This window comes from Vibrio sp. PSi01, from assembly GCF_054960695.1.
Genome location: NZ_JBHNYN010000002.1, coordinates 45,846 through 67,724 on the forward strand (window position 1 = coordinate 45,846; position 21,879 = coordinate 67,724).

The following is a 21,879-nucleotide window of genomic DNA, read 5'->3' on the forward strand; positions in this document are numbered from 1 at the left end:
ATACAAATAGCGAGTAGGTAGAGAGCGTTTACTTTAGTGCGCGCTTGAAATATCTAACTTCTCAATCAACGACGGATACCCCCAACCATTCTCACCTTCGACTACAGCCTCTCCGGTTAAATATTCAAAAAGCGTCGGCGCTAACGAGCCATTGGATTCGATCTTTAATGGCTGTGAGTTTTCACCAATTGGCGAGCCCCAGAAACCGATGAATGCGTCCTTCTCTAAATAGTCTTCACCAGCATGACGCCCCGGTACCTTGGTGTTGTAACCAATTCCAGCTTTCGGGAACAGGTTAACCGTGCCCGCTCTATCTTCAAGGTAGATATTGGCTAGTTGATTGACAGAATCTGGTCTAGGAGTCAATTGGGTTAACTCTGTCCACTGCGCACTGCTGCACCATGTAGTGACATCCACCTTCATCGCTCGGTTAATACACTTTTCAACTAATTGAGAGTAGAGCGCGAAATCAGATTGATTCGGTCTCTTGAGATAAGGATTAAGCTCTTGTGTGTTAAGTAAAACTGGCGCTCGATTTGCTTCTAGCGACTCGTAGAAAAGCTTGTCACCTTCGCGGGTAATCAATTCGTCGACTCGTTTTAAATCTCGGTTACCAATCACACGAACCGCACAACGTTGTTGGTCACATGTGCTTTCTCTTACGACCATATAATCAAGAGTTTCAGGTAAGCGTTGCGATATCTGATTAATGATGTTGATATTCTGACCAGGTGGCGCTGCAATCGGAGACCACTGCGTGAGTTCTTGGTAAACAGGCTGAACCTGCCACCCTTGAGCCGAATTAAAGAAGTCCATCATGAAGTTACCACCGGCAGTCGAGGCGACCACCACATCCAATTCCTTCGAGCTTGGGTAGCTTAGAGCATTGGTGATTTTAGGCCCTTCACCCTCGTCTGAAGATATCTTCTTCACCACAATTGGATACTCTAGCTCTGCTTGTAAGCCTTCAAATACCTGCTTTTCGGGATTGAGCGCGTAGAACACCGGCGTTAAACCATGATCCCCAGCCATGCCCCATAGCGTTTTATCGTAAACGCCTGCACTGCGGTAGGTCGCTTCAATCTGGCGAATCCAATAGTCCAGTCGGTTAAGCTCTCCAGTCGGCATCAGAATTTCGTCACTAAAAGGACCGGTAAAGTGCGCGAAGTGATCCGGCCATGGGTTATAAACCAAGGTGTAATCCGGCATCCCTTTTCCATCTAACTCGGCAAACTGAGTGATCAACTGTTTAACCTGAGCTCTCTTTGAAAACTTGGTGAAAAAATCAAAGCCAGATATAGACTGATACGCCTCAATATCTTCAATCAAGGCTTGACGCTTTTCTTGCAAAACCACTTCGACTTCTGAACGTTCTTGAAGCTCTTTAACGCAGCGTTTCTCACCATAATCACGCAGTGACTCACCCAAACCTAGGTTTACTAGCCCGTCGTAAGTCGTGTGAGCATTCCAATCGTATTGGGCGTTGCAGTTCAACGTTTTCAGATAATCAAGGCGATCAAACATGGTCTGCACCTTGTTGTTTGCCATCAACACATCCAACTGCAGGGCATCATTACCAAAGAAGTAATACGCTCGGTCGATCTCTCGGTCAACAAAGTGGAAATTAGGGATACCAGTGCCACCTTGCCCTGATACTTTCGCGCCCGTTTTAATGATCGGTAGGTTACGTACGCTGATTGTGGGAGTTGAAGAGATACCCACTCGGCTAATATTGTCTAGATGTTCTTGATAGAGTTTTTTGAAGAACGGAAGATAATTCGGATCACGGTAGGTTTGTTCAGACAGAACTTCCATGAACCTCACCTGCTGTTGATGCTCAGGCTCAATCACCGTTTCTAACTTAGGTTTGTATTGCGTTCGGTTTTTATGATTTTGGTAAGCAACCGAGATGAATGGCGCGCTTTCATCGACCAACCCCTCAATCAACCCTTGCTGTAAACCATCGACGGTCACTTGGACCGCAAAGCGCTTGTTCTGTTGGGATTCTAAGAACTGAATGAGCGCATCAGGCTGGTCACTAAACGCTTGCTGCATCCAATCATCGAGCGCTGCTGCACGTTCTTCTTTAAACACAAACTGGCGGTAGGCTTTCAGCAAGTTTAAGCGCACAAAATCAATAAGCGTGATGGTAAGAGCTTGTGCTTTGTTATTCGGCTTATCAGCGTTTTCTGGTTTACCATCTTCTGCAATCGCCAACATTGCAGACTTCATATCGCCGTCATCCATTCCCAATGCCGCTTTATCGATCAAATCAACGATGATCGGTTGAATCTGAGCGATGATCGCTAGATCTTCAGGGCTATTGGTTAAGTAGGTGTAATTCGCAGGGAGCGTGTCCATATCCTGCCAAACACCAATTTCGAATAACGCATCGTAGATAACCACCATGTTGGCAATGAACTGTTCATCGATACGAATACCTTCATGATGTCCCGTTGCTTCAGTCGAGGTATCTGGCTCATGATGCTCTGAGGTTGGCTTATCTCCAACATGATAGAGGCTATGTTCAAAGCCCTTTAGCGCCTGCTTATCATAAACCGTCGACAAGTAAGATTTGAATACATCTTCACTGCCCAAGCCTGAATAGCGGTCGTAATAACTATAGAGAAAATAACCCAAAGGAATTGAGTACGTCGGGTTAGATAACTGAGCAACGACTCTGGCTTTTGTTTTGACATCTAAAGGGAGAGCGAGAATATACGCATCTAATGTAACGCCACCAATCGTGAAAAGAGCCGCATCACGAGTGAGTTTGGCAGAGTAACTTAGGCTTGAAAGCACCTGATTTTTTAGCACTTCACTGGAGCTAAACACACCACCAATGACGGGCGTTGTTGATATATCAGCCATACTCGGCGCTGAAACAACGGCCAACGAAAGAGAGCCAACTAAACTAGTGTAGCTACGTGCTCGGAAATAGAAGCCCATCAAATACCCTTCAGTTCAAGATGCGTTTATAAATATAACTTATTGTTTCAGTTTACTTTCATTAGTCAACCTATGTTCAACTATGCAATATAAATTAAAACTTCAATGATATTAAACTCTACCTTTTCAGTATTAAATCATCCTACAAAAGCTTACCGCTGCCGTCTTCCCACATCACTTCGCACTCTTCTTTGATTGCAGCTTTCAATAGTTCGACCAACGGAAAAGCTCGACTGCCGATATTGACAGGAGCTTCAACAATCTCTTCTTCATTGTCGTCATCAGTATTATCTTGCTCTACCGGCTTACTTTGCTCTTCGGCGATAGCAATACGTAAATTATTCAATGCTTGAGGGACTTCTGAAGCCTCAATAGCACCAGGTATCGTGCCACTGTGTCCAAGCATGTTAATGAACTGAAGGCCTACCTCCCCAAACATCGTGACGCTAGCATGAGCCTTGCAACTAAAGGTAATTAACATAATGATCCTCTATCAAATTTAGGGTTATATAAACATTTAGCTATCTATAAACTATGTTGAGTAAAGCATTAGAAAGCAAGCACGTAATAATCCAGTGCAACCACCAGCTTGCTCTTTGAATGGTTCTCGACAAGGTTATTCTGCACCGTTAGTGATATACATCACTTTTTATATTGGCTTGATTCACTTTTAAGATAAAACCTTGATAGTAGTCACATTAAATAGACTTCCTAAGCTCCGCCAAGCCTATTATTTAACCTAGTATTAGTACCATCATCAAAATTCGTGGCACAAATCACATGAACAGGCCAGTCGGAAGACACCTAGAAGAAATGGCGGACATACGATCCACCCGCAAACAAAAAATTGTCCATTCATTTTCACTGACTGCTGCGTCTCTATTCATCTTTTATACTTGGGCTTATTTCCAAGGTCAGCATTACGTACTGTCGATTTTCGAACTGTGTTTTGCTTTTATCGCTGTATCAAACGCCATTTATGTAAGAAAGATTAACAATCCTCAATATTCAGAGTTGATATTGAGCTGTGTACTGTTGGTTCAAGGCATTATCTTATTCTTGTACAGCAATGCCATCCCTGATCGAATTCTTTGGTTGTACCCTATTTTGGCTGCAGTGATTTTTATTAATGATTTCAGAATTGGCATCATATTCAGCACCTCATTTTGCGTGTTTATTAGCACTTTAATTACCGCCTTGCCGGGCAATTTTTCTTTGCCATTTAATAGCACTCATCGCTTTATTCTTAGCTTATTTACCATGAGTTTGGTTTGCCATACTTCCGCTTATTACTACACACAAGCGGTAAACTACATTCAGCGCTTATACAAAGAAGGGATAGAGGACTTAGCCTACAGAGATCAACTCACGGGCTTAGCCAACCGTTGGAGTTTTGAACGTTGGGCAAGTGAAAAGCTTGCGACTATTGATAGTAAACATTCACTTACCGCCTTGGTTTTTCTCGATATTGATGATTTTAAAGGCATCAACGATAACTATGGGCATGATGTTGGTGACAGTGTCCTGCAGCATTTTGCGAATCGTTTGAGCAACAACCTACGCACTCGAGATAGAAAGAATCATGAATACGATTATTCCATCGCTCGGTTTGCTGGCGATGAGTTTGTTTTGATGCTCTATGATATTCCAACTCGAAAAGATCTTGATGGCATTCTAGAGCGGATATGCGGACTGTTTGAGAGCGGTTGCCAAACCAATGAGAGAATCAAAGAACTCACTCTTAGTGTCGGCGTTTCTTTATACCCTCAAGATGCTACCGATTTACATGAATTAACTCGATGTGCGGATAAGGCGATGTACGTTGCTAAACACTCAGGGAAAAACCGATATGCTTATTATCACGACAACCCGGTTTCAAACTTGATAGAAGAATTCTCGACGAAATTAGTCTGCTCAGAATCTGATGAATCCAAGCTTGAAGACTGTCTTGAAGCGAAGGTGGAAGGGAACAACGTTACTCTGCTAAAAACGCATCAACATTAACCGTTAATATCGCATACTGCTAAATGTCTTAGCCTGCCATATACATAAGCCAAAGGCTCACTAATCCAATCACAATGATCCATACGACTTGTCGAGTTCGGTTCGGGTTATTACCTCTGGGCCTCACTACCGATTTAAAGGCAGCTTGCTTGGCCGACTGCATAAACGGCGCTTCAATCTCGCGTTTTTTCACACGACGTTTAAACGCACTGTTTGCGACAGCTGTAAAGCGGTGGCTCTGCTCTGTTGTAAAATCATTTTCAAAGTCCATCCGACCTTGCCTATCGCCATGCTTTGGTTGTATTGCCATAGCGGCCTCCTTGGCGGTCTACCCTATTCAAGTATAGACATAATTTCACCTTCTTACCTGTTCAAAATTTTCGAATAAGTCACTCAACGCTATGCCATCTTCTTTTTCAATCAGATTACATAAACTACAGCTATTCAAGTTTATGAGGGTATCAAAATGACGAGTGTAAGAGTAGTAGACCATGTCATTTCAGCACATGCGACTTCAGATGGAGATGGTGTCAAAATCCAAAGACTCGCTGGTTTTAATAACACACGTTTCTCTCCATTTTTGATGATTGATGAACTTAAATCGGATGAAAGCAAAGACTACGTTGGCGGCTTTCCTCCACATCCTCACCGTGGTATAGAAACGCTCACTTATATGCTTCAAGGTCATTTCCAACACAAAGACCACCTGGGTAATGTCGGTGAGCTTCGCAGCGGTGGCGCACAATGGATGGCCGCGGGTCGTGGTGTGATTCACAGTGAAATGCCAATGATGGAAGAAGGCGCGTTGCACGGTTTTCAGATTTGGATAAACCAACCAGCAACACACAAAATGCAGCCAGCGCAATACCATGACTTTCAAAGTGACAGCATTGCAGAATATCAAAACGAACAAATCGGCTTACTGAGAGTTATTTCCGGTGGGTATAAACTGCATGACCCAGCTGACGCAGAAACTATACAAACACAAGGTCCATTACAAACGACAGGCGTGCCATTAAGCGTTGTGGATTGGCGAGCGCATTCAGGACAAAAAGTGACGTTAAGGACGGATGTTAACCATAATGCCATGACATACGTGTACCGAGGCAGTATTAAGATCGATAACAAAGTCGTCAACCAAGGCCAACTTGCACTGCTCACCAAAGCTGAATTGCTGTCTTTGGATAGCTTAGAAGATTCTGGTGTCCTGATTTTTTCTGGTGAACCGATTAATGAGCCGGTTGTGCATTATGGCCCATTTGTCATGAACTCGATGGAAGAGATTGAACAGACAATTCAGGACTACAACAACGGCGTATTTGAGACTTACTGATTTTGAGCTTTGAGCTTTGAGAAAGATGTTGAAGAGGTTTTGAAACAAACAACGAATTTTGGTCGTCCATTTGATGACTGCGAAACAAGTGACACTATCCACTGCCGGTTACTATCACTTATTTAACCACGCTCTTAGAGCGTGGTTTTTTCTGTCCAAGCAGAAACAAATGATACCCTGATTGAACGAATTTAGACCTAGTTACAAGTATTCACACAAGTAAGCTGTCGCTTCTTTTACCTGAAGGTCGAAGGAAGAGTTGCCAGCAACGTCAAAAGACTCACCAGACTGGTATGTCGTCCAATCATCATCACCAACACGCTTAACAATCAATGCACCTTTAACAACGGTCATCTTTTCTGGAGCCGCTGTACCAAACGTGTATTCACCAACAGCCATCACTCCAACACTAACGTCCGCACCAGATTGGTTAAACGCTAACGACTTAACGCCGCCGTCAAAATATGTGTTTTCTTTAATCATCGTACTTCCTTGTTATCTTCAAATTGCATGCATTGGGCTCAACAAATAAGCCTATACGTAAGTTATGTGGTAATTGTTTTAACCAATTCATGACTTTCGCACAAGAAATAAATACGCATAGCTTAAGCTTTTTTGAGAACCATTTTCATTGATGACGTAAATATGCCAAAAATAGCGAACGCAACCAAATTTACTAGAACATTCGATCCTGCTTCTAACTATCATAAGAATCTTTGCAAACTAAGATTTTAGTTTATAAACTGACCGACGGTGCGTGAAGATCAATGAAGAGATAATGGCAAAAAATCCCACGAAAAGCAGAGATATATTTGCCAAATTATTGTTCTACGGCTTTCTATTAGCCGGCTTGATGGTTGCCCTCACGGCAGGGTATTTTGCTTATCAAACTCACCAACAGTCAGTCAGCCCAAGCAATGTCCATGGCACTTGGATAGAGATCGGGGCTCCACCCTACAATACCGATATCCTTACGCTTTCCGATAATGGCGTCACGATGAACCATCGCCTCATTACTACCTCATTTGATTTTGATGGCAAAGTTGTCACCATCAACACAGGATCTGGGCCAACAATTTACACCATCAGTGGTACTTATGATTCGCCTCGATTAAAGCGACTGTTTCCCAGTGTGCCATCTCAACAATTCATTAAAGAAGGCTACGAAGATACAGCAGCAGGTGACACCCATAGTGTGATGCAACAACGACGCGCTTCATTAGCTGAGCAATTCAAAAGATAACTTCTACAACGGTATCCTCTAAGGTAATGCATTCTTAGTGATACTACCCTTAGCAACACTCTTTGCATTCCCAAGTATTAGCACTATCTTCCACGTATCAGCCTCACACCCAACACGTTTCGTTCTGTGATGCCGCTTCAATTCACGATATTTTCCCATAGTTTGTCGCATATTTTCATAACTTCATGTTGTGTATTTTCACTTGTGAGATTTTCATACTGAACATTGTTTTGTTTTATAAAACATGGACTCAGCCTCTCACTCATTAAGCAACAGAATTGTAACGAGATACTATTTTTTAGTTGTCCATCGAAAACGGATTTATTTTCAGTTATAAAATTAAAACTCTCTCGAATACTGACTGGGAAGCTCCTTCAAAACTGACTGGAGCCGTTTATGGGGCCATTTGGTTCTCGTAACCTTCAAGGAATGAGAGAAAAAGTATGATTCGTATAAATACCTGTGCTGCGAGCATTGCTCTAGCGCTATCTGGTACAGCATTAGCCGCTCCAACAGCACCTAGCATCGATATGTACGGTTCCAACAACCTTCAGTTTTCTAAAATTGAACTCGCGATGGAAACGACTTCTGGTTATAACCAGATGGTTAAATATCACGACAAAGCAAAGGTCGACGTTAAATTTAACCAATGGAGCGGAACGTCAGGAAACACTTACAACATCTACTTTGATGGCGTTAAAGTGGCCACTGGCCCTATAACTGGCAGCCAAACGACAGCTTCATTCGAATACGGCCAAGGCGGCTTATTTCAGATGGAAATCGAAGCGTGTGACGAAACAGGCTGTGCCAAGAGTGCACCCGCTCAGATCACAATCGCAGATACCGATGGCTCACACTTAGCGCCACTTTCGATGAATGTGGACCCGAACAACAAGTCATACAACACAGATCCAAACACGGTAGTAGGTACTTACTTTGTTGAGTGGGGCATCTATGGCCGTGATTACACAGTCGATAACCTACCCGCTGATAACTTGACCCACATCCTTTATGGCTTCATCCCAATTTGTGGCCCTAATGAATCAGTGAAATCAGTAGGCGGTAACAGCTACAACGCACTCATGACAGCCTGTCAGGGCGTTAACGATTACGAAGTGGTGATTCATGACCCTTGGGCGGCTTTCCAGAAGAGTTTCCCTCAAGCAGGGCACGAATACAGCTCACCTATCAAGGGTAACTACGCAATGATGATGGCGCTAAAACAGCGCAATCCAGACTTAAAAATCATTCCATCGATTGGTGGTTGGACGCTATCTGACCCGTTCTTCGATTTCACAACCAAAGCGAACCGAGACACGTTCGTCGCATCGGTTAAAACATTCCTCAACACATGGAAATTCTATGACGGTGTGGATATCGATTGGGAATTCCCCGGTGGAGGCGGTGCTGCGCCCGATCTCGGTGACCCTGTAAATGATGGCCCGGCTTATATTGTATTGATGGCAGAGCTGCGCGCTATGCTAGATGAGCTAGAAGCTGAAAACGATCGTACTTACGAGCTAACATCAGCGATCGGTGTTGGTCACGACAAGATTGAAGACGTGAACTACGGCGATGCTATCCAATACATGGATTACATCTTCGCGATGACTTACGACTTCTACGGCGGTTGGAACAACGTGTTAGGTCACCAAACAGCACTCAACTGCGGTAACTTCATGCGCCCAGGGCAATGTGATGGCACAGGCCTTGATGAAAATGGCGAACAGTACACGGGCCCTGCTTACACCACAGACAACGGCATCCAATTGCTGCTTGAGCAAGGTGTTCCAGCGAACAAACTTGTGGTTGGTACAGCGATGTACGGTCGTGGTTGGGAAGGCGTATTACCATCATCACTTTCAGATCCAAGCGACCCAATGACTGGCGTAGGTAATGGTAAACTGACCGGCAGCTCTGCTCAGGGTGTATGGGAAGATGGCGTTATCGATTACAAAGGCATTAAAGCGAACATGCTTGGTGCAAACAACCAAGGCATCAACGGCTTTGAATATGGCTACGACGAAATGGCAGAAGCGCCTTACGTTTGGAACCGTACTTCAGGTCAGCTAATCACATTTGATGATGATCGCTCAGTAAAAGCAAAAGGCGCATACGTTCGTAGCCTTGGCCTTGCGGGTCTATTCTCTTGGGAAATTGATGCGGATAACGGCGATATCCTGAACGCGATGCATGAAGGTCTTGCAGGTGGAACTACTGATCCTGTAAACCGTAAACCAACCGCAGCAGCGGGCGCAGATCTATCGGTTGAAGGCCCAGCTTCTGTTTCTCTAGACGGTAGCGCTTCAAAAGACAGCGACGGCACGATTGCAAGCTACGCTTGGTCACAAGTAAGCGGAACAGCCGTAACTCTGGCCAACGCGAATGCTGCAGTTGCAAGCTTCGATGTGGTTGAAGTCGCTCAACAAGAATTACTCACGTTCAGCCTAACGGTAACTGATAACGAAGGTGCGACTGCAACTGACACCATTGTTGTAACAGTAACCCCTAAGGACACAGGTCCAGTCAATACAGCACCAGTTGCGATTGTTTCAGCTCCAGCTGAAGTTAATGCGGGTGACGTAGTGGTGGTTGATGCTTCGGCTTCGAGCGATGCTGACCAAGATACATTGACCTTCACGTGGGATGTGCCTGCTGGTATTGATGCTACGATTCAAGGTTCTTCAGTGAGCTTTGTCGCGGCGGAATACACGCAAGATACGACGCTGAACTTCTCTGTAACGGTCAGCGATGGCACTGATACATCGGTAGCGGCTACTTCAGTGAACGTTCTTAAGAAAACCACAGGTGGCGGTACGTGTACTAACGCTTGGGATTCAAGTGCAGTCTACACTGGCGGCGACCAAGTGACTCAAGCTGGTAAGGTTTGGGAAGCAAAATGGTGGACAACCGGTGAAGATCCAACAACGACAGGCCAATGGGGCGTCTGGAAAGAGATCGGCCCTGCGAGCTGTGCTAACTAAAATGGGATTTAGCTCAACACGAGCTAAGCACCCACTAACCCCCTAAAAGCAAAGGCCAATCAGAGAATGTCTGATTGGCCTTTTTATTTATATTTTCTTAGCCTTGAGCTAACGATCTTTATACTGATGACCTTTTTAAGTATGCTCGTTGGGTTTAGCCAATTAAGTTATCAAAGCTCTCAAATACTTGCGGGCACTTCATCACTCGTCCGTGACCTTGGCCTCGAGTGGCAATCAAGGTGACGCGATCCATTTCATTGGCAGCACGTTGAGAGACATCAAACTTAGTGAACTTGTCTTTCTCATCATGAACAATGATCGTCTGCGATTCGCGAAGCGCTAATTTACCATAAGGATCCACTGATTGAATTGGGTAGTTAAACTGCTCTTCCACTTCACCTACAACCGCCTCAAACAGCTTCATTGAGTAACCAGAACGTGCCACACTGCCAAATAGGTTTTCTAGGTAATCCAACACAGGCGCGATCAGCAACATTGGCTTGTTTTCCAATTTAACGTGCTTGCACTCCAACGCAGAAGCAGTGCCCATGCTGTGGCCAACCAAACCTGCCACTTCACCAACCGAATCTAGAATGGCCTCTAAACCGTTCACAAACGCTGGAATATGACCATGTACACCATCACTGCCACCATGAGCAGGGTGATCGTAAGCCAAAGCCGTAAAGCCTTTGGCTGCGATGTGTTCCATGAGAGGGAAAAACTGACTCGCTGTCCCCGACCAACCATGAGTAAGCACCCAAACCGGTCCAGTACCCAGAGAGTATGTCTTCAATACACCGTCACGACCTTTGATCTCACTTTTAATCAAACCTTTTGGATCGGCATTCTTTTGCTCGGTGCGCATTGGAGTCAGCAGCAATTTACGTGCTGTTTTCTTCGCATGGCTAGGCGCTAGAATATAGTGAAGGTTTGTCGTGGCACCAATTAAGCTGCGCTTAAAACTGAATTTGTTCGATGTATTAAAATAGATTTTGTCACTCATGACCTGTCCTTGTTTCGCCATACAACTTGGCGGATAGAGCTCGGCCCCAGAAATCGAACGACCGTGCTATTTGTTTATCTAAAAAATGACGGTAATTTATTATCACTTACCGCCACTTCTATAAAATTGTGGTCAGCCTTACTAAAGCAAAACTTACGTTTTTTACGAATAAAATGATTTTCGAGTAAAACTTGTCAGCAATCTAAACCGCTTTCCAACTCTCTACTAAACGTTCTACGCCACTCCAGAAATGAGTGTGACTCGCTTGCTGACCTCGTAAGGAGTAAAACAAGTTAGCACTCAAATAAAGCCCATATAACTCAAAAGTTGCCTGTTTAGGTTCTAAATCAACTCTAAACTGCTTGCTCTCGATCGCTTTAGCGACCTGAATGGTCAAGTAATCAATCCACACTGAAATGGTTTTCTGCAGTGCCTTCTGAATCACAGACGTTTCGCTGCCTGCATCTTTCCATGCATCAATAAACATGCAGCTACCTTGAAACGAGTGATTCCAACCCAGCCAATTATCGAGCAGCTGTTTCAATTTCGCTTCAATGTCACCATCTCCCAACTCTCTTGCAGGCGTGATGACTCTTTCAGTGAATATGGCGTTGGAATACTCGAGCACAGAGAGTTGTAGGTTCTCTTTAGAGTTGAAGTGCGCGAACAATCCACTCTTAGACATACCACACTGCTTGGCTAATTCGCCAATCGTTAAACTCTCGAGACCATTTTCACTCGCAAGCGCGAATGCATGGCTCAAAATATACTCTTTGGTTATCTTTCCTTTGCTCATTATTCACCAATGATAAATCTGATGATTATTTTTAGCACGTTCGTACTTTTTTTCAAAGTTTTTTGCTTAACCGCAGGGATTTAATTTCTCTTATCAAAGAATTGTGGAAAAATGCGACAGTATTCAAAAGATATTGAGCGAAGCAGCTATTGATCGAAGTAAAAATTGATCGAAGCAGCGCCAAGTTATTCAGTTATTCAGTTATTCAGTTATTCAGTTATTCAGTTATTCAAAAAGTAACGACTCAATTAAACAACAAAGGAAAAATAATGAACACACTTTGGGAACAGTTTGCGTTTTCGGCGTCAGTAACAGGCCCCATCTGTCTAATGCTGTTTCTTGGTGTGATGCTCAAGCGAATCGGCTTGATCAATGACAACTTCATCGATGTCGCATCAAAGGTCGTCTTTCAGGTCACTCTACCAGCAATGCTATTTTTGAGTATTGTTCAGTCTAACCACGATTTTTCGGCTAGCGGCAAGCTCGTTATTTTTGGCTTGGTGGCGAACCTTGTGTTCTTCATATTTACCACGGTAAGCACGAAAATAGCCTTTAAAAAACCAGAAGACCAAGGCGTAATAGTGCAAGGTGGCTTTCGAGCTAATACCGCCATTATTGGACTCGCCTATGTTGCAAACATCTACGGCAACGACGGCGTTGCGCTCGCAGCTCTTTATGTCGCATCACTGACCGTTCTCTACAACATTCAGGCGGTTATCGCACTCACTCCGAAGGGTCAAGAGTCTGGTGATAAAGCCGTTCAAGTGATTATTAAAACACTGACCAAAAACCCTCTGATTATCTCTATCGCAATGGGGGTCTTGTTTTACTTACTGTCGATTCCAGTGCCGAAAATGGTGTCGGATGCAGGACAATATTTTGCCAATATGACCTTACCACTGGCTCTTTTATGCACTGGAGGGTCGCTTGACATACGATCTCTGAAAAAAGATAAGGGCCCCACCTGGTTCTCTACGGGATACAAGCTGGTCTTGGCTCCGCTGCTAATTACTTCAGTTGCTATATTCTTCGATTTTAGAGGATTAGATCTTGGTCTTATTTTCTTGATGAGCGCCGCGCCAACCGCTGCCGCAAGTTACGTAATGGCGCGAGCGATGGGGGGAAACTCTACCTTAGCCGCCAATATTATCGCTCTAACGACTGTCGTTTCTCTTATCACTTGCACGCTTGGTATATTCGCACTCACTGCAATGAATTTAATATAGCTGCGACAGGCTTCAAATAATCAACACAAGCCTTAAAACTAAGGCCGCAAGCCTTGATTTAGGACTAACGTATTCGCCATAAAGACTGTTAGATTTTACGAAATTTTTCTTAGAGATCTGATATGTCTTCCGTTCAACATACGCCTGCACAACGCATTGCCAGTATCGAGTTGGGCCGAGTGATTGCTATATTGGCGATCATTGGTTTACATGGCCAAATGGCACTGACTTATTGGCAAATCAATGAAGTGCCATGGATTGGTTATGTTCTTAACCAAGCCGCGCGCTTCGCCGTGCCGCTATTCTTTCTTATTTCCGGCTATCTGATCCAACCTAAACTCACAGCGTCGCCTTGGACAACCTTCATCAACTACTCCAAACCACTACTCAAAGTTTGGTTGGTATGGAGCATCATCTGTCTGGTCATGCCATTCAACCTCGCTAAGGTTGAAGAATTGGGTTACTTAGGCGAACGCCAAGGTTACTGGGGCTTCCTAATGAACACCCCGCTCAACTCTTTCTTAGAGGGCGGACTAGTTCACTTATGGTTCCTTCCTGCTCTAATGTTCGCTGTTTTGATCATCGCCTTAATGGTTGAGATGAAACTCGACAAACTGCTATTACCAACGGCTATTCTACTTTACGTATATGGTGTGTTGGCAGGCAGTTACACAAGCTTAACCGACCTCAGTGCACCGTTCTTCACTCGTAACGGCCCATTCTTTAGCACACTGATGGTGACTTTAGGCTTCCTGATTCGCCAACATCAATGGAAGGTGTCGTCAACAAAGGCCTTGGGGTTCTTAGCGATAGGCATGTTCATCCACTTTGCCGAAGCTGCATGGCTAACCAACTTTGATGTCGGGTTTAACATGAATGATTTCTTGTTTGGAACCACATTATGGGGCGTAGGTGTATTTATGTGGCTTCTGGCCAATCCAAATATCGGCAACTACGCATGGGTTCGTTCTATTTCAAACCGAATGTTGGGCATCTACGTCAGCCATTTGTTAGTTATTATCGTGCTGTTCAATGTTTGTGGAATATTAGGTATCACAGAGATCGGTAAAGATATCACTGTATTCTTCGGCACCTTTATCCTGAGCTTTATGTTGGTTTCGGGTATCGAAAAGACACCTCTGCAACGCTGGTTGCTTCGCTAACAGCCATCTCACCGGAAACGTTAAACTCTCTTCCCAATATTTATCTGCCAGTGAAAACACTAACCCATGGTCACTGGCAGTTTTTACTTAACTCAAGTATCGACATCCATCTAAATATCTACACAATCATAAGTATTTACACAAACCTCAATATTTACACAAACCTAAGATAAATATCGACAACCTTCATTTGATACTCACCGTTATCCCTCGATCTCTTTTAGCCATTGACGTGGTGATATACCAGAGACATGTTGAAACGCACGAGAGAAGCCAGAGTAACTGCTGTAACCAACCTCATCAGACACCCAATTAATTGGCTTACTTTGTAACAGTAAAGACTGAGCCACTGAGATACGCCACTTTTGTACGTAATCTCCGGGCGTTTCACCGACCTCTCTCTTAAATGCCTCGATAAATTGAGTGCGAGACATCGCAGCCAATGATGCCATTTCCGCAACCGACAAATGACGAGCAGGCAATCTGTGGATAGCGTTCATTACAGGAGCGAGTCGAGTATGGGCAAGAGCTGAAAATAGCCCTTTATCAATTTTCTGTTGTTCAATGAGATGACGGAAAATTAAAGCCATTAATGCATCACTAAATTTATCCATTAAGTATTGTTGGCCTGACGATTCTTGGCTCGACTCCCGAAACAACACTTCGATCACTGGAATTAAGTTAGGTGCTTCATCAAACGGAATCACTATCACATCAGGAAGAGCAGACAACAAAGGATTCATCTGCCCTGCTCGATATTCCACATTCGCGCACACCAACTCTGCCCCCTCCCCCACCCCTTCAATCGCATGTGGCGTGCTGTTAGGCAAATACACCATGCAAGGCTGTGAAAGTTGCTTACTTTCCTTGTGAGCACGAGATAAGGTCAGCTTCCCCGCGCTCAACACATGAAGATGCCCTTCCTTACCCTGTCGTGGCTTGAATGACGATACACCACACAGATTTCCAGAGTAAAAAACACCAGTACGTATCGAGAAATGTTCCATTAGTTGTGACAGCAGATCCATGCATCCTCCGAACGATTCGCTTACTTTTTAGTTCTTTTGTCCCTCTATAGACCGGACTAGTGGGCTAATTTATTCAAACAAGATAACCAAAGAAGACAAGGAAATTGTTATGTCATACATCAAACCAGCCAATAAAAAACTCACTCTAATGGTAGCGTTACTAGGTACCAGCTTCTCGCTAATGGCAGCAGATATCGACATGAGCGTTGATAGCAATGACATAGCGATCAAAGGCTATGACCCAGTAGCTTACTTTACTGATTCGGGCGCCGTTCAAGGCTCATCAAAATTCACAGCAACTTATAAGAACGCTATTTATCAGTTCGCAAGCAGTGAAAACCGAGATCAGTTTCGTACTAACCCTGAAGCTTATGCGCCTCAATACGGTGGCTATTGTGCCTTTGGTGTAGCTATGGGCAAGAAGTTTGAGACCGACCCTAATGCATGGAAAGTCGAAGATGGAAAGCTATATCTGAACTTGGACAAATCTGTACAAAAACGATGGTTGGAAGATACACAAGAATTTATCCAAGATGCCAACAGTAACTGGACGACGATCAAAACTGTCGAAGCTTATAAACTCTAGTCGATAAGCTCTAGTCGACAAGTTTTAGCCTATAAATTTGTCCACTACTCATTTTAGCCTTCAACGTTTATCCATTGCCCATTAATAAAAACGGAAGCGACCGAACGCTTCCGTTTTCATGTCGACGATTTAACCATGGATAAGTAGTCAACTAATGGTGACACCACAATAAACAACGATGTGACACTCAAATCAGAGAAAAGCATAAAGCCCTCAGCACGAATCAAATTCATTTTTACTCTATACTTCTGACAGATAAGCTTTTCTTTTTCAGGAAGAATAATGATATTAGCTAGGATTGTTGCACTCGGGCTTTACACTCTATCAACACTCACCTATGCCGCCCCATGGCAATTTGTGAAAAGCGAAGATGGAATCGTCATTGATAAGAGGCCACATAGTGAAGGCTTGGTAGAAATACGAGCGAAAATGCAAACACCGACCAGTTATTCTGGTTTTTTGTTATTGCTGGAAGATAGCGACAATGTGCCGAACTGGATAGACAATGTATCTGCAAGCCAAGTGTTAATGCAAATTTCTGAAACTGAAAACATCGTCTACACCCAGTTTAAAGCACCTTGGCCTGCTAGAAATCGAGATATGGTGACCTACTCCCAGTACAGCGTCGAAGATGGACAGTTTGTTTTATCGATTAAGGATGCTTCGAACTATTTGGCAAAAGAATCAGGGTATATTCGAATCTACGATGTGGACGCACTTTGGACATTGCAACCACTTACCAATGGCAATACCTACATTACCTATACTGCGTATGCGAACGCGGGTGGGATATTACCAAATTGGTTGATGAACAAGTTATCGATCGGCAGCGCACTGAGTACGTTTAAAGGGTTGAAAGAGCAGCTACCAAAATACCAAGGCCAGCAACACCCTCACCTGCCAAGCGAGTCTCGCTAGCTATATAACTGCCAATAGTGGAAAGCAAACCACTAAGGCCTTCTTGCCAGATCTCGAGCTAAGATCAGTGCTAAACCAAATACCTGAAGAAAAAGCGCGATATTCTTGTAGAAAGCCATTTTCTCATCGAGCCTTTGTATTAACTCAACCAAGGTTAGGTTATCCAAATAGTAATCGTCGATTCGTGTTCGTTGTGCTTCTTGAGCACGGTTTATCAACACCATAATCTCGGGTAAATTAGCCAACGAAATCGTTGGCACTTCATCACTCACCCAGCGCCTGAGCTGGCCGCGCAACGCTTCATTGAGAACTGTCGCAGGTTGAGCCACTTCTGTTGGTCGTTTATCAAGGTGAATTAGAATGGCTTCACGCTTGCGTTCTAGGGTTTCGATCGTATTCCAGGCTAGTTGTATCGAATATACATTGCCGTATTTGCGATCGTTGTATTCCGCTTTTTCCGCTTCAAGTTTATCTAACACCAAGCTCGACATAACAATCGCCATGATGTTGAGTATCAGACCTGCAAGGACAATTGCCCAAGCAGGAGGAAGGCGTAATACCATAATGCTCCCTAGAACATTTTATCAAAAGGTAGGTAAGCTAAGTTTAGGACAATCAAAGAGATCATGCAGATAAGCGTTAACACCATACCCACTTTTCGACCCTTAAAATTTTCCGCTAGAATTCCTTTAGCATGAATCACACGTCCCAAAAGAAAAGCCACGCCCAGTACATGAATAAACCAAACATTGGCTCCGTTCATCTCTAAGAACCCCATCAAGATAATTGTAATGGGGATATAATCCATTGCGTTGCTTTGTGCCGAGCGTGCTATCTGCAACGACTCAACACCGCCATCGGCGTAAGCGACCAGGTTCGCTCGCCTCTGCTTAATAACTTCGATCGCTAACCAGATCATGACGACCGTCAGCAAGGCTGCGTAAAGTGCTGTAACCATTATGTTTCCCTATCACTTGGTGTTAATTCGTCATACATTACCCATCAATTCATTGGTGCAGTCAATGCAAAATGATATTTGAGCCCGAAAATATGTAAGAGATCTCTTACATGTAACGTAAGAGATCACAATTAAGCTTCGCAGAAAACACCTAAAAAACAAACCCAACCCTTTGTTTTGTATGAATCTACGCATATTTATTTCAGTTAGCGTATTCATTTATTTCTTACCATCAATTGCGAGCAAAGCCTCCAAAGTGTTTAATACACAGGTCGACAGGGAGTTGGCAGGAACAGGAAAAAGCCTAACGGATTAGGTATCTTCAGGACGAAGATTTGATGACTTAGGATGAGTGATCAGCATGGAAGTTTTCCTCTAGGATAGAGCCACTCGCCAGGATGACGAGTTAGCAAGGACACCGCTAGGAAGGCGACGAATTGGATAGGTTAAAGGATTTAGCCACGTCAAGGAATGATGCAGGGAGCACCAGTTACCTATTGAAAAATTAGTAACGCGCAGTAGCAGGATGGCTACAAAAAGAATAAACCCCGTTTGGTGAAAGCCAAACGGGGTTTCCTTTTTTTTTAGCGTTTGAAAAGTCTCATTGGCAATTCATTTACCATAAACCCTAAAAAGTTTCGAGAACTGTCATTCTACAAAAGTTATAGAATAATATTCATCAAGAACATCGCACCAAACGCATTCAATACTGAAATCGCGATCATCACTGGAATATAGCGACCTTCAATACCAATTGGTCCCATGATACGTCCCATGTATTGCACCAACAAACTTGAAGATAAACATCACAGCAACCGCTAGGCCAATTGACGAAGTTACCGCCAAATAACCATCCATAACTGGAAGGGTGAACAGTACTGTACCTGAAGAGAAGAAGTTAACGATCGCCCCGCGCCAGCATCAGTACTTTGAAGCGACGCAATCAATGCTAAGCCTGAGTTGCCAGGAGTATCCATCAAAGCTAATACTTTCGCCACCGTCTTTCTTTTTCACTATAATCTATTGAATTATTAAGATATCTATCACACCCCACATGCTTATTTAGGTCTACGCTTTTACCCGTGTTAATAACTTATTAACTTCGGAGCGTAATCCATGCTAGGTATCCAGCTTTCAGCTGTTCTCTCTCTATTCTTCTTTTCAACGGTAGCAGCTGCTTCCACTTCTCAGCTAGAGGAATCGCTCAGTCTAACCAACTCGTTTGCTGGCTACCTGTCGCTGACCATTTTCGTTGTCGCCTACATAGTGGTGATGATGGAAGAATACCTAAAGCTCAGAAAGTCAAAGCCCGTGTTACTGGCAGCTGGCTTAATCTGGATTATCATTGGTTTCACTTACCAAGAACACAACCTTGTCGAAGTGGCCAAACAAGCCCTTGAACATAACTTACTAGAATACGCTGAACTACTGCTGTTCCTACTCGTGGCCATGACGTACATCAGTGCCATGGAAGAGAGGAGGTTATTTGATGCATTGCAAGCGTGGATGGTAGGCAAAGGGTTCAATTTCCGGTCTCTATTTTGGTTAACAGGTATTCTTGCATTCTTCATTTCCCCCATTGCCGATAACCTCACCACGGCTCTATTGATGTGTGCTGTGGTTCTTAAGGTCGCAGGCTCTAATCCAAAATTCGTTAACCTCGCGTGTGTGAATATCGTGATAGCTGCCAATGCCGGCGGCGCATTCAGTCCGTTTGGGGATATCACGACACTAATGGTTTGGCAGGCTGGACATGTCAGTTTTACCGAATTCATTCCGTTATTTATTCCTTCAGTGATGAACTACTTGGTTCCAGCACTGATCATGTCTTACTTTGTTCCAACCACTCAGCCCGATACTGTGCACCAACACATCGAGTTAAAACGTGGCGCAAGGCGAATCGTCTTCTTGTTCATCATGACAATCGGTACCGCGGTCGCTTTCCACGCCGTGCTTCACTTCCCTCCTGTAATGGGCATGATGATGGGGCTCGCCTACCTCCAGTTCTTTGGGTATTACCTACGCCAGACCTTGCCCAATTCGCTCGCTAAGAAAAAAGCGGTGGCGATTGCTAACAAAGACGAAGGCGCGCTTAAGAGATTAGGTTCAGTCGTGCCATTTGATGTATTTCGTAGGGTATCTCATGCCGAGTGGGACACGTTATTGTTCTTCTACGGTGTCGTAATGTGCGTGGGCGGCTTGAGTTTGTTAGGTTACTTAGAGCTTGCCTCTGGTGTGATGTACAACCAATGGGACCCAATTTGGGCCAACATCATGGTCGGGATCTTGTCTGCTATTGTCGATAACATTCCGGTGATGTTTGCGGTGCTGTCCATGGAGCCACAGATGTCAATAGGTAACTGGCTATTGATTACCTTAACTGCAGGTGTTGGGGGCAGCTTGTTGTCTATTGGTAGTGCAGCAGGCGTGGCGTTGATGGGGGCAGCGCATGGGAAATACACCTTCTTTGGGCACTTAAAATGGATGCCAGTGATCATGATAGGTTATGCCGTCAGTATCGTCGCTCACTTATGGCTTAACAGCGCTCTTTTCTAATTAGACAACTCGCCCAAAGGCTTCTCAACCCTTGTCCAGACATTGCTTAGTTGCATCGCTGGGCAGCGGTTGCAGGTGAGTACCGCACCTTGATGTTGAATCCGCATTACCAATCCAGGGTCAATTCGACTATTTGCGGAATTTAATTTAATGTTGATCAAATCATCTTCGACACGATACGTGCGGGTAACGGTATTACCCATAGTTTGATAAGTCACTTGCCCCGATTCGAACACTAAATAGCTGCCATTCTCAGCGTTCTCATACATGCCTTTGAACAAAACAAGCTGTGGTACTTCGAAGGGGCGACTCGTGTCGGTTAAGCAGCCAGTTAGCAATAATGCGCTACTGCAGCAGAATATAAGTGAATAACGGCTATTCATTTGAGCATCCTTGCTTGGAGAATATAGTTAAATAGTATGCAACTAAACTAGTATTTTCCAGAAAGCGCCAATTTTATTGTAAAGTCACTCTTTACGTCCCTAGCCCGTGAGTTTTTAACCATAAATCGATACATCAATGAATGGCATTAGTACTCAATATCAATTTGTGCACCATGAAAAGCAATGCACTCTCGATAAAGCCCAATCAACATTCTCTACAGAACCTATCTACTCCTGTTCCCTTCCTTCGATAACCAATAAGCGTTGCTTTCGTTCGACACCACCTGCATACCCGGTCAGCTTGCCATTTTTACCAATCACACGGTGACACGGCACAATCACTGACACCGGATTTTTGCCATTCGCTAGACCAACAGCACGCACCGCTTTCGGATTGCCAATCGCATCAGCCAATTGTGCATAGCTCCAGGTTTCACCGTATGGAATCGTCGTGAGAGCTTGCCACACCGACTGCTGAAACGGTGTACCCTTGGCTGAGATCGGCACAGTAAATTGAATGGCTTCGCCAGAAAAATATCGATTGAGCTGGTCGGCAACCAATTCAAAGATCGGAAAGTCATCATCTCGAACGCCTAACTGATCTGGCTTGGTTGTGTATGTTTCAAACCAAAGACCGAGCAGCCCTTCATCGTTCCCCTGTAAAGTCACGGTTCCCAGTGGGCTCTCATAATAAGTAAAACGGTTAGTCATAATATCTCCTAGCCTAGTACTACAGATGTTTGTGTATT

Annotated in this window: 20 protein-coding genes and 1 pseudogene; 9 read left to right on the forward strand and 12 right to left on the reverse strand. The window is 44.1% G+C overall.

The genetic code is table 11. The features are described from left to right. Window positions 1-33: 33 nt before the first annotated feature. On the reverse strand, window positions 34-2,949 hold the full coding sequence (locus ACFI6G_RS03325) for an alkaline phosphatase family protein (protein WP_016785487.1): 2,916 nt from the start codon (window positions 2,947-2,949) through the stop codon (window positions 34-36). Window positions 2,950-3,091: 142 nt separating this feature from the next. Further along, complete coding sequence (locus ACFI6G_RS03330) at window positions 3,092-3,430, reverse strand: DUF1840 domain-containing protein (protein ID WP_016766915.1); 339 nt, start codon at window positions 3,428-3,430, stop codon at window positions 3,092-3,094. A 332-nt stretch (window positions 3,431-3,762) separates the two neighbouring features. On the opposite strand from ACFI6G_RS03330, the gene ACFI6G_RS03335 reads away from it, so the two are divergent. Then, window positions 3,763-4,953, forward strand: a complete 1,191-nt coding sequence (locus tag ACFI6G_RS03335) for a GGDEF domain-containing protein (RefSeq protein ID WP_010432541.1) — start codon at window positions 3,763-3,765, stop codon at window positions 4,951-4,953. Between the two features lie 28 nt (window positions 4,954-4,981). Here ACFI6G_RS03335 and ACFI6G_RS03340 read toward each other — a convergent pair whose 3' ends face one another. Next, a complete protein-coding gene (locus ACFI6G_RS03340; RefSeq protein WP_010432539.1) occupies window positions 4,982-5,263 on the reverse strand; it encodes a hypothetical protein in 282 nt (93 codons plus the stop codon). Between the two features lie 156 nt (window positions 5,264-5,419). On the opposite strand from ACFI6G_RS03340, the gene ACFI6G_RS03345 reads away from it, so the two are divergent. Beyond that, window positions 5,420-6,286, forward strand: coding sequence for a pirin family protein (locus ACFI6G_RS03345; RefSeq protein ID WP_016766914.1), 867 nt, complete (start codon window positions 5,420-5,422; stop codon window positions 6,284-6,286). 201 nt (window positions 6,287-6,487) lie between these two features. Here the strand turns inward: ACFI6G_RS03345 and ppnP are convergent, their stop codons facing one another. Next, entirely contained in the window at window positions 6,488-6,769 is a 282-nt protein-coding gene (gene ppnP / locus ACFI6G_RS03350) for a pyrimidine/purine nucleoside phosphorylase (RefSeq protein ID WP_010432533.1), read from the reverse strand. A gap of 295 nt (window positions 6,770-7,064) precedes the next feature. Between ppnP and ACFI6G_RS03355 the strand changes: the two genes are divergently transcribed. After that, window positions 7,065-7,529, forward strand: coding sequence for a DUF2850 domain-containing protein (locus ACFI6G_RS03355; RefSeq protein WP_016766913.1), 465 nt, complete (start codon window positions 7,065-7,067; stop codon window positions 7,527-7,529). 443 nt (window positions 7,530-7,972) lie between these two features. Next, window positions 7,973-10,513, forward strand: a complete 2,541-nt coding sequence (locus tag ACFI6G_RS03360; protein WP_016794380.1) for a glycosyl hydrolase family 18 protein — start codon at window positions 7,973-7,975, stop codon at window positions 10,511-10,513. 154 nt (window positions 10,514-10,667) lie between these two features. On the opposite strand, the gene ACFI6G_RS03365 is transcribed toward ACFI6G_RS03360, so the two are convergent. Next, entirely contained in the window at window positions 10,668-11,516 is an 849-nt protein-coding gene (locus ACFI6G_RS03365) for an alpha/beta hydrolase (RefSeq protein ID WP_010432519.1), read from the reverse strand. Between the two features lie 202 nt (window positions 11,517-11,718). Beyond that, entirely contained in the window at window positions 11,719-12,312 is a 594-nt protein-coding gene (locus ACFI6G_RS03370; protein WP_010432517.1) for a TetR/AcrR family transcriptional regulator, read from the reverse strand. Between the two features lie 269 nt (window positions 12,313-12,581). On the opposite strand from ACFI6G_RS03370, the gene ACFI6G_RS03375 reads away from it, so the two are divergent. Continuing rightward, complete coding sequence (locus tag ACFI6G_RS03375; RefSeq protein ID WP_016766911.1) at window positions 12,582-13,538, forward strand: AEC family transporter; 957 nt, start codon at window positions 12,582-12,584, stop codon at window positions 13,536-13,538. A gap of 122 nt (window positions 13,539-13,660) precedes the next feature. Continuing rightward, window positions 13,661-14,701 (forward strand): acyltransferase, encoded by a 1,041-nt coding sequence (locus ACFI6G_RS03380; protein WP_016766910.1) that lies wholly within the window; start codon window positions 13,661-13,663, stop codon window positions 14,699-14,701. 203 nt (window positions 14,702-14,904) lie between these two features. Here ACFI6G_RS03380 and ACFI6G_RS03385 read toward each other — a convergent pair whose 3' ends face one another. Further along, window positions 14,905-15,729 carry an AraC family transcriptional regulator gene (locus ACFI6G_RS03385; protein ID WP_016766909.1) on the reverse strand — a complete coding sequence of 275 codons (825 nt, stop codon included), beginning with the start codon at window positions 15,727-15,729 and terminating at the stop codon, window positions 14,905-14,907. 109 nt (window positions 15,730-15,838) lie between these two features. Between ACFI6G_RS03385 and ACFI6G_RS03390 the strand changes: the two genes are divergently transcribed. Both ACFI6G_RS03390 and ACFI6G_RS03395 read left to right on the forward strand, forming a co-directional pair. Then, window positions 15,839-16,315 carry a YHS domain-containing (seleno)protein gene (locus tag ACFI6G_RS03390; protein ID WP_010432507.1) on the forward strand — a complete coding sequence of 159 codons (477 nt, stop codon included), beginning with the start codon at window positions 15,839-15,841 and terminating at the stop codon, window positions 16,313-16,315. Between the two features lie 282 nt (window positions 16,316-16,597). Next, on the forward strand, window positions 16,598-17,233 hold the full coding sequence (locus tag ACFI6G_RS03395) for an START domain-containing protein (RefSeq protein WP_016766908.1): 636 nt from the start codon (window positions 16,598-16,600) through the stop codon (window positions 17,231-17,233). A gap of 32 nt (window positions 17,234-17,265) precedes the next feature. Here the strand turns inward: ACFI6G_RS03395 and ACFI6G_RS03400 are convergent, their stop codons facing one another. The 3 genes and pseudogenes from ACFI6G_RS03400 to ACFI6G_RS03410 form a co-directional block, all read right to left on the reverse strand. Continuing rightward, on the reverse strand, window positions 17,266-17,796 hold the full coding sequence (locus tag ACFI6G_RS03400; protein WP_010432498.1) for a hypothetical protein: 531 nt from the start codon (window positions 17,794-17,796) through the stop codon (window positions 17,266-17,268). A gap of 8 nt (window positions 17,797-17,804) precedes the next feature. Beyond that, the gene (locus ACFI6G_RS03405; RefSeq protein ID WP_010432496.1) at window positions 17,805-18,191 is read right to left on the reverse strand and encodes an MAPEG family protein; all 387 of its coding nucleotides are present in this window, start codon (window positions 18,189-18,191) and stop codon (window positions 17,805-17,807) included. A gap of 780 nt (window positions 18,192-18,971) precedes the next feature. Beyond that, window positions 18,972-19,198 (reverse strand): annotated as a pseudogene (locus tag ACFI6G_RS03410) (nucleoside recognition domain-containing protein); the annotation flags it as partial. 109 nt (window positions 19,199-19,307) lie between these two features. Between ACFI6G_RS03410 and nhaD the strand changes: the two are divergent. Continuing rightward, entirely contained in the window at window positions 19,308-20,747 is a 1,440-nt protein-coding gene (nhaD, locus tag ACFI6G_RS03415) for a sodium:proton antiporter NhaD (RefSeq protein WP_016766906.1), read from the forward strand. Here nhaD and ACFI6G_RS03420 read toward each other — a convergent pair. Both ACFI6G_RS03420 and ACFI6G_RS03425 read right to left on the reverse strand, forming a co-directional pair. Beyond that, window positions 20,744-21,130 (reverse strand): hypothetical protein, encoded by a 387-nt coding sequence (locus tag ACFI6G_RS03420; RefSeq protein ID WP_102424554.1) that lies wholly within the window; start codon window positions 21,128-21,130, stop codon window positions 20,744-20,746. The two genes, nhaD and ACFI6G_RS03420, sit on opposite strands and share 4 nt — an antisense overlap. A 228-nt stretch (window positions 21,131-21,358) precedes the next feature. Continuing rightward, the gene (locus ACFI6G_RS03425) at window positions 21,359-21,841 is read right to left on the reverse strand and encodes a methylated-DNA--[protein]-cysteine S-methyltransferase (RefSeq protein ID WP_016766904.1); all 483 of its coding nucleotides are present in this window, start codon (window positions 21,839-21,841) and stop codon (window positions 21,359-21,361) included. Between the last annotated feature and the right edge of the window lie 38 nt (window positions 21,842-21,879).

What these genes read in the sequence shown, in the direction of transcription:
- ACFI6G_RS03335 (WP_010432541.1), top strand. Translation starts at nt 3,763, where the DNA reads ATGGCGGACATACGATCCACCCGCAAACAAAAAATTGTCCATTCATTT.
- ACFI6G_RS03325 (WP_016785487.1), bottom strand. Translation starts at nt 2,949, where the DNA reads ATGGGCTTCTATTTCCGAGCACGTAGCTACACTAGTTTAGTTGGCTCT.
- ACFI6G_RS03395 (WP_016766908.1), top strand. Translation starts at nt 16,598, where the DNA reads ATGATATTAGCTAGGATTGTTGCACTCGGGCTTTACACTCTATCAACA.
- ACFI6G_RS03360 (WP_016794380.1), top strand. Translation starts at nt 7,973, where the DNA reads ATGATTCGTATAAATACCTGTGCTGCGAGCATTGCTCTAGCGCTATCT.
- ACFI6G_RS03340 (WP_010432539.1), bottom strand. Translation starts at nt 5,263, where the DNA reads ATGGCAATACAACCAAAGCATGGCGATAGGCAAGGTCGGATGGACTTT.
- ACFI6G_RS03355 (WP_016766913.1), top strand. Translation starts at nt 7,065, where the DNA reads ATGGCAAAAAATCCCACGAAAAGCAGAGATATATTTGCCAAATTATTG.
- ACFI6G_RS03345 (WP_016766914.1), top strand. Translation starts at nt 5,420, where the DNA reads ATGACGAGTGTAAGAGTAGTAGACCATGTCATTTCAGCACATGCGACT.
- ACFI6G_RS03390 (WP_010432507.1), top strand. Translation starts at nt 15,839, where the DNA reads ATGTCATACATCAAACCAGCCAATAAAAAACTCACTCTAATGGTAGCG.
- nhaD (WP_016766906.1), top strand. Translation starts at nt 19,308, where the DNA reads ATGCTAGGTATCCAGCTTTCAGCTGTTCTCTCTCTATTCTTCTTTTCA.
- ACFI6G_RS03400 (WP_010432498.1), bottom strand. Translation starts at nt 17,796, where the DNA reads ATGGTATTACGCCTTCCTCCTGCTTGGGCAATTGTCCTTGCAGGTCTG.
- ACFI6G_RS03380 (WP_016766910.1), top strand. Translation starts at nt 13,661, where the DNA reads ATGTCTTCCGTTCAACATACGCCTGCACAACGCATTGCCAGTATCGAG.
- ACFI6G_RS03405 (WP_010432496.1), bottom strand. Translation starts at nt 18,191, where the DNA reads ATGGTTACAGCACTTTACGCAGCCTTGCTGACGGTCGTCATGATCTGG.
- ACFI6G_RS03425 (WP_016766904.1), bottom strand. Translation starts at nt 21,841, where the DNA reads ATGACTAACCGTTTTACTTATTATGAGAGCCCACTGGGAACCGTGACT.
- ACFI6G_RS03420 (WP_102424554.1), bottom strand. Translation starts at nt 21,130, where the DNA reads ATGAATAGCCGTTATTCACTTATATTCTGCTGCAGTAGCGCATTATTG.
- ACFI6G_RS03385 (WP_016766909.1), bottom strand. Translation starts at nt 15,729, where the DNA reads ATGGATCTGCTGTCACAACTAATGGAACATTTCTCGATACGTACTGGT.
- ACFI6G_RS03370 (WP_010432517.1), bottom strand. Translation starts at nt 12,312, where the DNA reads ATGAGCAAAGGAAAGATAACCAAAGAGTATATTTTGAGCCATGCATTC.
- ACFI6G_RS03365 (WP_010432519.1), bottom strand. Translation starts at nt 11,516, where the DNA reads ATGAGTGACAAAATCTATTTTAATACATCGAACAAATTCAGTTTTAAG.
- ppnP (WP_010432533.1), bottom strand. Translation starts at nt 6,769, where the DNA reads ATGATTAAAGAAAACACATATTTTGACGGCGGCGTTAAGTCGTTAGCG.
- ACFI6G_RS03330 (WP_016766915.1), bottom strand. Translation starts at nt 3,430, where the DNA reads ATGTTAATTACCTTTAGTTGCAAGGCTCATGCTAGCGTCACGATGTTT.
- ACFI6G_RS03375 (WP_016766911.1), top strand. Translation starts at nt 12,582, where the DNA reads ATGAACACACTTTGGGAACAGTTTGCGTTTTCGGCGTCAGTAACAGGC.